At 71.7% G+C, this 11,158-nt stretch carries 11 protein-coding genes; 5 read left to right on the forward strand and 6 right to left on the reverse strand.

Annotated elements, in window-relative coordinates:
- Window positions 1–116: 116 nt before the first annotated feature.
- From KUM03_RS11430 to KUM03_RS11440, 3 genes are all read right to left on the reverse strand, one after another.
- Window positions 117–374: a hypothetical protein gene (locus KUM03_RS11430; RefSeq protein ID WP_217246926.1), complete on the reverse strand. Its 258-nt coding sequence runs from the start codon at window positions 372–374 to the stop codon at window positions 117–119.
- Between the two features lie 67 nt (window positions 375–441).
- Window positions 442–948 carry a sigma factor-like helix-turn-helix DNA-binding protein gene (locus KUM03_RS11435; RefSeq protein WP_217246927.1) on the reverse strand — a complete coding sequence of 169 codons (507 nt, stop codon included), beginning with the start codon at window positions 946–948 and terminating at the stop codon, window positions 442–444.
- 153 nt (window positions 949–1,101) lie between these two features.
- Window positions 1,102–1,611: a MarR family winged helix-turn-helix transcriptional regulator gene (locus KUM03_RS11440; protein ID WP_217246928.1), complete on the reverse strand. Its 510-nt coding sequence runs from the start codon at window positions 1,609–1,611 to the stop codon at window positions 1,102–1,104.
- A 162-nt stretch (window positions 1,612–1,773) separates the two neighbouring features.
- Here KUM03_RS11440 and ilvA point away from each other — a divergent pair, with 162 nt between their 5' ends.
- The 3 genes from ilvA (at window position 1,774) to KUM03_RS11455 (ending at window position 5,033) form a co-directional block, all read left to right on the forward strand.
- Entirely contained in the window at window positions 1,774–3,003 is a 1,230-nt protein-coding gene (ilvA, locus tag KUM03_RS11445; RefSeq protein WP_217246929.1) for a threonine ammonia-lyase, read from the forward strand.
- A 159-nt stretch (window positions 3,004–3,162) separates the two neighbouring features.
- On the forward strand, window positions 3,163–4,170 hold the full coding sequence (locus tag KUM03_RS11450) for an ATP-binding cassette domain-containing protein (protein WP_217246930.1): 1,008 nt from the start codon (window positions 3,163–3,165) through the stop codon (window positions 4,168–4,170).
- Window positions 4,167–5,033, forward strand: a complete 867-nt coding sequence (locus KUM03_RS11455) for an ABC transporter permease (protein ID WP_217246931.1) — start codon at window positions 4,167–4,169, stop codon at window positions 5,031–5,033. Before KUM03_RS11450 ends, KUM03_RS11455 begins: the two co-directional genes overlap by 4 nt.
- A gap of 82 nt (window positions 5,034–5,115) precedes the next feature.
- Here the strand turns inward: KUM03_RS11455 and greA are convergent, their stop codons facing one another.
- Together greA and KUM03_RS11465 are read right to left on the reverse strand one after the other, a co-directional pair.
- Window positions 5,116–5,613 (reverse strand): transcription elongation factor GreA, encoded by a 498-nt coding sequence (greA, locus tag KUM03_RS11460; protein WP_073724709.1) that lies wholly within the window; start codon window positions 5,611–5,613, stop codon window positions 5,116–5,118.
- A gap of 142 nt (window positions 5,614–5,755) precedes the next feature.
- Complete coding sequence (locus KUM03_RS11465; protein WP_217246932.1) at window positions 5,756–6,154, reverse strand: DUF4307 domain-containing protein; 399 nt, start codon at window positions 6,152–6,154, stop codon at window positions 5,756–5,758.
- Between the two features lie 201 nt (window positions 6,155–6,355).
- On the opposite strand from KUM03_RS11465, the gene mca reads away from it, so the two are divergent.
- Both mca and KUM03_RS11475 read left to right on the forward strand, forming a co-directional pair.
- Complete coding sequence (gene mca, locus KUM03_RS11470) at window positions 6,356–7,216, forward strand: mycothiol conjugate amidase Mca (protein ID WP_217246960.1); 861 nt, start codon at window positions 6,356–6,358, stop codon at window positions 7,214–7,216.
- Window positions 7,209–7,451, forward strand: coding sequence for a hypothetical protein (locus KUM03_RS11475; protein WP_217246933.1), 243 nt, complete (start codon window positions 7,209–7,211; stop codon window positions 7,449–7,451). The genes mca and KUM03_RS11475 overlap by 8 nt, the downstream gene beginning before the upstream one ends.
- A gap of 18 nt (window positions 7,452–7,469) precedes the next feature.
- Here the strand turns inward: KUM03_RS11475 and KUM03_RS11480 are convergent, their stop codons facing one another.
- Window positions 7,470–10,679, reverse strand: a complete 3,210-nt coding sequence (locus KUM03_RS11480; RefSeq protein ID WP_217246934.1) for a tetratricopeptide repeat protein — start codon at window positions 10,677–10,679, stop codon at window positions 7,470–7,472.
- Between the last annotated feature and the right edge of the window lie 479 nt (window positions 10,680–11,158).

The following is an 11,158-nucleotide window of genomic DNA, read 5'->3' on the forward strand; positions in this document are numbered from 1 at the left end:
TTCCTCGACAGCTCCACTCCACAACCGGAGGCCTTCGCCGTCCTACAAGTTCAGACCGTGTCGTCGCACAAACTCGACCAACCTGGCTGGGCAGTACAGCTAGCCCGGAGAACGGCTCACCAGCCCTCCCAGCCCGTCACGGGTGGGGTCGTCTCCGACGGCGGCTCCACCCAGGGCTGGACGGTCAGCGCCCACACGGTGAACGCCACGGCCGCGGCGCACAGCAGCAGCCACATCACGCGGCGCACGGCCGTCCTGCGGCGCAGCATGCGGCTCCCGCGGCGCACGGCGTCCGCGTACAGGTCGGGCGGCACCCGCGACGTCGACTGCTCCATGATCCGCCGGGCCGCCGCCTCTCGTTGCAGCCGGTTCACCGGAGCCTCCCCGTCCTCCGCGCGGGCGCGCCGCCCGCACTCGCCGTTCCCCGCGCGGATGCGTCGGTCATGACGTCGCCGCCTTCGGCTCCGGCGCCGGGCGGGACCGCTGCGCGGGCGGGTGCAGCAGGGCGGCCGTGGCGCGCTCGCAGATCGCCCGTACGCGTTCCACGGGCAGACCCAGCAGGGCCGCCGTCTGTTCCTCCGCGACGCCCTCGTAGAGCCTGAGCACCAGGATCAGGCGCTCCTGCGGGGCGAGTCCACCCAGAGGGCCGACGGGGCGCCTGCGGGCGCGGGCGAGGACGGCGCCGTGCCGGTGCCAGGCCCCGCGGGCGAAGCGTGCGGCCAGGTACTGGCGGGCGCGGTCGTACGGGTCCTCGCCGTGCAGCCGGTCCCAGGACGCGTACGTGTGGGCGAGCGAGAGAGCGAGCAGGCGCCGCGCGCGCGGATTGTCGTCCGGCGGTTCGGCCGTGAGCAGGGTGGCGGCATGCAGCAGTCGCCCTGCCGCGCCCGCGACGAACGCCTCGAACTCCCGGGCCCGGCGGGCGCTGTGGGACGCCTGCCTGTCTCGCACCGCGCCTCCCGCCCGGAGAGCGACGGCCTCCGGGACTCGACGACGACCCTGGGGCGGCCTCGTGGACGACCCCTGAGGTCTCATATCAGGACAGGGGTGGCCCGCAGGTCAAGAGTCCGGTGCGATCCGCTCGCGAAAGCCCTGGCGGCCGTCTCAGGTGGATGACGGGGACTCCTGGCCCGTCGCCACGCCCGACGGGGCCATACGGGCGGACAGGGCGCCGTTGAAGCGCGCGAGGAGCGTGCAGAACGCCTCGCGCTCCTCCGGCGCCCAGTCGTGGGTCAGCTCGGCCATGAGCTGACGCCGGGAGGAGCGGACCTCCTCCAGTCGCGACACACCGCGAGGGGACAGCTGGAGGACCACCGCGCGGCCGTCCTCGGGGTGCGAGGTCCGCTTGACGAGGCCGGTGTCGACGAGCGGGGCCACCTGCCGGGTGACCGTCGAGGAGTCGATCCCCATGCTCGCGGCGAGCGCCTTCACGCCCATCGGACCCTCTTTGTCGAGGCGGTTGAGCAGCAGGTAGGCGGCGCGGTCCATGGAGTTGCGCACCTGCCCGACGCCGCCGAGCCGGGTCTGTTCGGCACGACGGGCGAAGAGCGCCACCTCGTGCTGGAGCGTCTCGAGAAGACCGGTGTCACCGGCGGTCGTCATGTCCATCGACATTTCAGGTGTTGTGGGCATGGCCGGGGGCTCACTTCGTGGAGGGCTGCTAATTGGGGGACAGGGTACGCGGCCGGGCGGCGAGCCGTACCTGCGCCGGGCAAAGCGGGTCTCGGAGGTTGGTCACAACGGCCCCGGGCGCCCGTGAACTGCGATGCTGGAGACATGAGCTACCGCACGGTCACCCCTGCCGCTCCCGTCACCCTCGACGACGTGCGCGGGGCGCAGAAGATGCTGTCGGGCGTGGCGCGGGTGACCGCGATGGAGGGCAGCAGGCACCTGTCGCAGCTGGTCGGCGCGCCAGTGCACCTCAAGTGCGAGAACCTCCAGCGGACCGGTTCGTTCAAGCTGCGCGGCGCCTACGTCCGGATCGCCGGTCTGCTGCCCGAGCAGCGGGCCGCCGGCGTGGTCGCGGCGAGCGCGGGGAACCACGCCCAGGGTGTGGCGCTGGCGTCGTCGCTGCTCGGGGTGCACTCGACGGTGTTCATGCCGAAGGGCGCCCCGCTGCCCAAGATCAGCGCGACCCGGGACTACGGCGCGGAGGTGCGGCTGCACGGCCACGTGGTCGACGAGACGCTGGCCGCGGCGCAGGAGTACGCGGAGCGGACGGGCGCGGTGTTCATCCACCCCTTCGACCACCCCGACATCATCGCGGGGCAGGGCACGGTCGGGCTGGAGATCCTTGAGCAGTGCCCCGAGGTACGGACCGTCGTGGTCGGCATCGGCGGGGGAGGGCTGGCGGCCGGGATCGCGGTCGCGGTGAAGGCGCTGCGGCCGGACGTGCGGATCGTGGGCGTGCAGGCCGAGGGCGCGGCGGCGTACCCGCCCTCGCTGGCCGCCGGGCGCCCGGTGGCCGTCGAGAACCCGTCGACGATGGCCGACGGCATCAAGGTGGGGCGGCCCGGTGACGTGCCGTTCGGGATCGTCGGCGACCTGGTGGACGAGGTCCGCACGGTGTCCGAGGACGAGCTGTCCACGGCCCTGCTGCTGTGCCTGGAGCGGGCCAAGCTGGTCGTGGAGCCGGCCGGGGCGAGCCCGGTGGCGGCGCTGCTGAGCGAGCCCGGCGCCTTCGCGGGGCCGGTGGTGGCGGTGCTGTCCGGCGGGAACGTGGACCCGGTGCTGATGCAGGGCGTGCTGCGGCACGGCATGGCCGCGCAGGGCCGCTACCTGGCGGTTCGGCTGCGGCTGACGGACCGGCCCGGCGCCCTGGCCACGCTCCTCGGGGTGTTGTCAGTGGTGGACGCTAACGTCCTCGATGTGAGCCACGTCCGGACCGATCCGCGGCTCGGGCTCACGGAGGCGGAGGTCGAGCTGCACCTGGAGACGAAGGGTCCGGAGCACTGTGCCGAGGTCGGCCGGGCGCTGCATGAGGCGGGGTATCCCGTCATCGGCTGAGCCGGCGACCGCTTCGTCACTCGTTCGAGTAACAGTGCGGGCAATCGCGTTGTGAGACGCGATACATCGCGTTATGGTGTCTCGTAATTCGCTCGCTGAGCCGAGCGAGATGCACAAACCTAGGCTTTTCGAAGAATCCCCGACGACGTGGAGACTCATATGCCAGGCGCCATCTATGCCGAAGGCCTGGTGAAGACCTTCGGTGACGTAAGGGCTCTGGACGGCGTCGACCTCGACGTTCCCGAGGGCACCGTCCTCGGTCTGCTCGGGCCGAACGGCGCGGGCAAGACCACCGCCGTCCGCTGTCTGACGACCCTGCTGCGCCCCGACAGCGGCAAGGCGGTCGTCGCGGGCATCGACGTGCTCAAACACCCCAACGAGGTCCGGCGCTCGATCGGCCTCTCCGGCCAGTTCGCCGCGGTCGACGAGTACCTGACCGGCCGGGAGAACCTCCAGATGGTCGGCCAGCTCTACCAGATGCGGGCCAAGGCCGCGAAGGCCCGCGCCGTCGAGCTGCTCGAGCAGTTCCACCTCTCGGACGCCGCCGACCGTCCGGCCAAGACCTACTCCGGAGGCATGCGCCGACGGCTCGACCTGGCCGCCGCCCTGGTCGTCTCCCCGCCCGTGATGTTCATGGACGAACCGACGACCGGCCTCGACCCGCGCAACCGCCAGCAGCTCTGGGAAGTCATCAAGCAGCTGGTCTCCGGCGGTACGACCCTGCTGCTGACCACCCAGTACCTGGAGGAGGCCGACCACCTCGCGCACGACATCGCGGTCGTCGACCGCGGACACGTCATCGCCCGCGGCACCTCCGACCAGCTCAAGGCCCGCACCGGCGGAGAGCGCGTCGAGGTCGTCGTCCACGAGCGCGAACACATGGCGACGGCATCCGAAGTGCTCGCCGGCTTCGGGAAGGGCTCCACCACCGTCGAGGAGCACACCCGCAAACTCACCGTCCCCGTCACCGGCGGCGCCAAGCTGCTCGCCGAGGTCATCCGGGAACTCGACATACGCGGCATCGAGATCGACGACATCGGCCTGCGCCGCCCCACCCTCGACGACGTCTTCCTCTCCCTCACCGGCCACGCGGCCGAGACCCGGGCCGAAGAGGGCGACGCCGAGGCAGACACCGGTCACCAGCCCGAGAAGGAGGCCGCCAAGTGAGCGCCGCCACCGATGCCGCCCAGACCGCGGCGCCCGCCGGTTCCGGGAGTTCCGTCGGCCAGTCCGTGCGGGACTCGCTGGTCATCGCCCGCAGAAACCTGATCCGGATGACCCGGATCCCCGAGATGGTCCTTTTCGGGGTCATCCAGCCGGTGATGTTCGTCGTCCTCTTCACCTACGTCTTCGGTGGGTCGATGAAGATCGGGAACAGCACCGACCCGGATGTCTACAAGGACTTCCTGATGGCGGGCATCTTCGCCCAGACCGTCACCTTCGCCACCGCCGGATCGGCCGCCGGCATCGCCGACGACATGCAGAAGGGGCTCGTCGACCGGTTCCGGTCACTGCCCATGGCGCGCGGCGCCGTACTGACGGGCCGGACGGTCGCGGACCTCGTGCAGACGTGCATCACCGTGCTCGTCCTCGCGATCGTCGCGCTGCTCGTCGGCTGGCGGACCGGATCCGCCGAGCCGACCAACGCCGGGAAGGTCCTGGGCGCCTTCGCCCTGCTCCTTCTGCTCGGGTACGCCTTCACCTGGATCGGCGCACTCATCGGCCTGTCCGTGCGCACCCCCGAGGCGGCGACCTCGGGCGGAATCATCTGGCTGTTCCCGGTGACGTTCGTGTCGAACGCCTTCGTGGACTCCAGTCAGATGACTCCCTGGCTGCGGCACATCGCCGAGTGGAACCCGTTCAGCGCGACCGTGCAGGCCACACGCGAACTGTTCGGCAACCCGGGCGTCGTGCAGTCCGACGCCTGGCCGATGCAGCATCCCGTCTGGGCATCGATCATCTGGTCCGTGCTGATCATCGCGGTCTTCCGCACGCTGGCGGTGCGCAAGTACCGCTCGGCCGCCGCATGACGAAACCCCCGGCGTCACCAGGACGCCGGGGGCTCGTACGGAAGCGGATGGCCGGGCGCACCGGCCCGGGCCGTCGGCCGGGTCAGCCGTTGTACGGCTCGGCCTTGAGGATCTTCACGGAGGCCAGCTTGCCGTTCGGCAGCTCGTACTCCGCGTCCTCGCCGACCTTGTGGCCGATGACGCCCGAGCCCAGCGGAGACTGCGGCGAGTACGTCTCGATGTCCGAGCTCGCGTACTCGCGCGAGGCGAGCAGGAAGGTCAGCGTGTCGTCCTCGTCACCGTCGAAGGCGATCGTGACCACCATGCCGGGCGCCACCTCGCCGCCGGCGGCCGGGGCCTCACCCACCTTGGCGCTCTCGAGCAGCTGGGTCAGCTGGCGCACGCGGAGCTCCTGCTTGCCCTGCTCCTCCTTCGCCGCGTGGTACCCGCCGTTCTCGCGCAGGTCCCCCTCCTCACGAGCCGCGGCGATCTTGGCAGAGATCTCGGTGCGCGCAGGACCAGTAAGGTATTCAAGCTCCTCCTTGAGCTTGTTGTACGCCTCCTGGGTCAGCCAGGTGACGTTCTCGCTGGTCTGGGTCACGGGTGCTCCTCGTTGGTACTGGGAATACAAATCAACGCCCTACCCAGAAGGATGTTCCTTCATGGAAGGGCGAAACCACGAGCCTAACAATTGAGTGGCCAAAGGGGGAGGACATAAGCCACCAGATTCATGACCCCGCAGGTCAGTCCGCGTGGCAGCCGAGGAGCTCGGCCGTGGTGCCCGCGGCCTTGGTGCGCAGCGTGACCACCTTGTCGACGCGGGTGCCGTCCCCGTCGAAGCGGAAGTCGGCCCGGCCGACCTCGCCGCCGTCCTCGGCCTGGGAACGGACCGTGCAGTAGCCGGTGACCCCGGCGTCCTTGCGGACCTCCAGGTGCACCTGCACCGAGTCCTCGGCCAGCTCGAAGCCGATCAGCTCACCGCTGATCTTGTTCTGGCCGACGTAGTGATAGCCGAACCAGCCGATCACCGCGAGCAGGACCGCGCCGAGCACGGCGCCGACGATCTTGAGTGTGCGGTCGGCCCGTTCGTCCGAGGAGCGGCCGTACCGGCTCTCGGGCGCTCGTGTGCTCGCCGTACTCATGATCGTCCTCTCGGCAGGAGCCGGTCTTCCCGGGCTGCGGAATTATTCGCCCCCCGATTCAGTCACTATAGAAGCCTCCCGCCCGCCACCCGACCGCCGCCCCTCACGGACGCCCCTACGGGGCGGCACCCATTGGATTGCGCCGATGCACGAGGGCGCCGACTGACCGAGGATTGAGTCTTGACTGACCAGCTGCGACTGATGGCCGTCCACGCCCACCCCGACGACGAGTCGAGCAAGGGCGCGGCCACCATGGCGAAGTACGTGTCCGAGGGGGTGGACGTGCTGGTGGTGACCTGCACGGGCGGGGAACGCGGCTCCATCCTCAACCCCAAGCTCCAGGGCGACGCGTACATCGAGGAGCACATCCACGAGGTGCGCAAGAAGGAGATGGACGAGGCCCGGGAGATCCTGGGCGTGAGGCAGGAGTGGCTCGGTTTCGTCGACTCCGGCCTGCCCGAGGGCGACCCGCTGCCGCCGCTGCCGGAGGGCTGCTTCGCCCTGGAGGACGTCGACAAGGCGGCCGGCGAGCTGGTGCGGAAGATCCGCTCCTTCCGTCCCCAGGTGATCACCACCTACGACGAGAACGGCGGCTACCCGCACCCCGACCACATCATGACCCACAAGATCACGATGGTGGCCTTCGAGGGCGCGGCCGACACCGAGAAGTACCCGGAGGCGGAGTACGGGGCGGCGTACCAGCCGGTGAAGGTCTACTACAACCAGGGTTTCAACCGTCCCCGCACGGAGGCGCTGCACAACGCGTTGCTGGAGCGCGGGCTGGAGTCGCCCTACGAGGACTGGCTCAAGCGGTGGTCGGAGTTCGAGCGCAAGGAGCGCACGCTCACCACGCACGTGCCCTGCGCCGACTTCTTCGAGATCCGCGACAAGGCGCTGATCGCGCACGCCACGCAGATCGACCCCGACGGGGGCTGGTTCCGGGTGCCGATGGAGATCCAGAAGGAGGTCTGGCCCACCGAGGAGTACGAGCTCGCGAAGTCCCTCGTGGAAACCTCCCTCCCCGAGGACGACCTCTTCGCGGGCGTCCGGGACAATGCCTGACATGAGTGCAAGCGCAAGCATGGCTATGACGCACCTCGTCACGCTCGCCGAGCTGGACGAGGACAAGGTCACGCCCGGTGTCCTCGGGTTCATCGTCTTCGCGGTGATGGCCCTGGCGGTGTGGGGGCTGATGCGGTCCATGAGCCGGCACATGGGCAAGGTCGACTTCAAGGAGGCGCCGGAGCCGGGGGCCGAGGCGGAGGCCTCCGGCCGGGCGGAGCCGCAGAAGGGGTGACCCGGGGCCGGCCCGCGGTCACGGCTTCGCCGTGACCGCCACCCCCATCACCTCCCGGGCCTGGCGGTTCGGGACCATGCCCAGGTGCCAGGCCTGCCAACCGGACTCCAGTTGGACGCCGCGTTCCAGGAGCAGATGGTAGGCCTCGATGTAGTCGTCCAGCTTGGTGTCCCGGGCCGGATGGGGGGTGCGGGACAGCTGGGCCAGCTCCTCCTGCGCCACCGCCGTGCCGATCTCCACGCCCCCCGGAGCGGCGTACGGCAGCAGCGTGCACCGCAGGAAGCGGGCCCAGTCGTCGCCCCGCCGGTCGCCGTACGCCGCGAAGAGCGCCGCCGCCTCGTCGCACAGGGCGAGTGCCTGCGGCGTACGGGCGTTGCCCGCGTCCACGACCGCCAGCTCCAGGCAGGTCCACGCCTCGCCGTGGCCGACGCCGATGCGCTGGAAGTCGGCGCGCGCGTCGACCAGGAGCTGCCGGGCGAAACCGGAGTTGCGCAGCGAGCCCGTCTGGACGGCGCGCTGGTCGCGGGTGACGCGGGCCGAGTGGTGCCGGGCGCAGGCCAGCCCGTACACGTCCCGCATCCGGGAGAACATCGTGCGGGAGCGTTCCAGCGCACGCACCGACTGGTCCAGGGCGCCCGTCTCCTCCAGCGCCTGGCCCAGGTAGTAGATGCTCCACGCCTTGCCGCGCGCGTCCTCGTTCTCGCGGTGCCGGGTCGCCGCCCGCCGCAGCTCCTCCACCGCCGCGGACACGTCACCGTCCACCAGCCGGGCCCGCGCCAGCTGGGTCAGTGCCCAGGCCTCGCCGCGGGCGTCCTGGGTGCGGCCGTACAGCTCCAGGGCCGTGCGCAGGTCCGTCTCGGCCCGCGGTACGTCCCCCATACGCAGGTGCAACTGGCCGAACTGGAAGTGGGCCCACGCCTGGCCGTGCACCGACTCGCCCGCGCGGTGCAGCACCAGCGACTCGGTGAGCAGGTCCAGGGCCTCCGCGAGCCGCGCCCGGTCGCGCTGCACCGCCGCCAGCGCGTGCAGCGTCCACGCCCGGTCGGTGGCCAGCCCCGGCGGGGCCTGGAGGTCCAGCGCCTCCCGCAGTTTCGCCGCCGCCTCGGTCAGGTTGCCCTGGTGGTGCAGCGTGATGCCCAGCGAGCACAGGGCACGGGCCGCCCCCGCGTCGTGGTGGGCCTCCATGTACAGGTCAACCACGGAGGTGAGCGTCGTCCGCGCCGTGTCCAGCTCGCCCAGCTGGCGCGCCGCGATGCCGGTACGCCACTGCACCGAACGCACCAGCAGCCCCTGGTCCACGGACTGCGCCAGCTCGCTGATCTCACCGAGCCGGTACAGGTCGCCGCGCAGCAGGCAGTAGTCGCACAGCGCGCCCAGCAGGTTCAGCACCGCGCCCTGGTCGACGCCCTCCGCGTGCCGCAGCGCCGCCGTGATGAAGCTCGACTCGTCGTCCAGCCAGCGCAGCGCCTCGTCCAGGGACGCGAAGCCGTACTGCCCGAACCGGTCCGAGCGGGTCGACATGTTGCCGTCGACCATGCGCAGCACCGAGTCGGCCAGCTCGGCGTAGTTCGCGATCAGCCGTTCCTGCGCCGCGGCCCGCTCGCCGGGCTCCTCCTCGTCGGCGAGCCGGGCCAGGGCGAAGGCCCGCACGACGTCGTGCAGCCGGTAACGGCTGCCCCGGACGTGGTCCAGCAGGCCCGCCCGCGACAGTTCCGCGAGCTGCCGGGCCGCCTCCGTCTCATCCGTGGCCAGCAGCGCGGCGGCGGCCGGGGCACCCAGCGAGGTCCGCCCGGCCAGCGCCAGCCGGCGCAGCAGCCGACGGGCGGGCTCCGGCTGGTCGGTGTAGCGCAGCCACAGCGCCCGTTCCGCCGGTTCCACCGGCCCGTACGCGCCCAGGTCGGTCGCCAGGGCGCGCGGCGAGCGCGGGCCCAGCGACGACCCGGCGACGCGCAGCGCCAGCGGCAGCCCGCCGCACAGCTCCCGGATCCGGTCACTGGAGTCGGCGTCGTAGGGGCCCGAGCTGTCCTGCGCGCAGGCGGACAGCAACTCCTCCGCGCCGGCCGCGTCCAGCGCCCCGACGGGCAGGTCGTACACCCGCGCCGGCAGGTCGGGCGGCAGGCGCAGCGGCTCCCGCGCGGTGACCAGCACCAGGCTGTCCGACCGCTCCGGCACCAGCGTGCGCACCTGCTCGGGGTCCGAGGCGTCGTTCAGCACGATGGTGACCGGTACGCCCGTCAGGTGCTGGTGGTACAGCTCGCTGAGCCGCTTGACCTGCTGGGCCGCCGAGGAACGCTCCCGGAACAGCAGCTGCTCGCGGGGCGCCCCGAGCCGGTTCAGCAGGTGCAGCAGGGCGTCCCGGGTGCTGAGCGGGGACTCGCCGCCCGGGACGGGACCGTCCCCGCGCAGGTCGACCACGCAGGCCCCGCGGAAGTAGTCCCGCAGCTCGTGGGCGGCGCGTACGGCGAGCGTCGTGCGGCCGCTGCCCGGCGTCCCGTGCAGCACCACCACCGTCGGCTGCGTCTGCGCACTCGCGCGGGCCGCCTGCACCCACTGCCGCAGCCGCGCCATCTCCTGCCGTCGGCCCGCGAAGGTGGCCTCCGGTTCCGGCAGCTGCGCGAACGACTGCTCCAGCGCGCTGCGCCCGCGGGCCGCCGCGCTCTTGTCGGCGCCCCGCAGCTTGGGCCCCGCCTTCTTGGGACCGGTCGACGCGGCGAGCATCCGCTGCTGGTCCAGGAACGGGCGGATGCCCCGTACCTCCAGCGCCGTCAGCCACTGCAACCGCAACTGCTCGGGTCCGCCGGGCTGGCTGACGGCACCGGCGCGGTGGTGGGCGGCCGGCACGTGGGACCCGACGACCTTCACCACGGTCGCCGCGGCGCCGACGACCCCGACGGTCACGCCCGCGCCCACCGCGGTGCCCGCGCCGGTGCCGAGGGCCATGTCGGCCACCACCGCGGCGACCGCCGCGACGGCGGCCACCAGCAGGGGAGTGCCGGCGCCCTCCCGGGCGTACCGCTGCCGGAAGGTCAGCTGGCCGGCCGCCGCCTCGTCCAGCGAGCGGGTGTAGGCCTCGTACTCCTCGGCGGCCGTGCCCGCCATCGCGTCCAGGGAGGCGCGCGCCCGGGACAGCAACACGTTGCCGTCCGTGCGCCCGCCCGAGCGCCGCACCTCCTCCTCCACGGCCCGCCTCAGTAGCCGCTCGGCCTCCGACCGATGACTGTCCCGCATGTCGCGCCCCCTCCGGCGGCATCGGTGTCACCCGGGTGTCCCCAGACCACAGACCACTCTGGATCTCTCCCGGCCCATCCCCGGGTCCTTCCCCGGTTGTGCGTCGGTCAAGTGTCCTGCGCGGGGGAGACCGCGGGGAGACCCCGCGTCGCCCCGTTGTCCCGTTGTCCCGTTGTCCCGTTGTCCCGTTGGCCCGTGTTGTTCCGCACCCCTTGACCCGGGTGACCGCAGCCACTAATTTGCGAAGGAAGCAGACCCATCATCATCGAAAGGAGGCGACCGGCGGATGTACACCAACTCTGATCTCGGTCGCCTCGCCCGCCGTACGGTCTGGGTTTCCGGTCGGGTCGCGCACGGCTGCTGAGTAGCCGTTCCGCTGTGCCCCCGCGTGGCACATTTCGGGTTTCCCCCTTCTTCACTTCACGGCATGCCCCTGTCGCGTGCCGCTGTGCGCCCGCGCTCTGACGCGGCGCGTTTCG

The organism is Streptomyces sp. AC602_WCS936 (assembly GCF_019049125.1).
GTDB lineage: Bacteria > Actinomycetota > Actinomycetes > Streptomycetales > Streptomycetaceae > Streptomyces.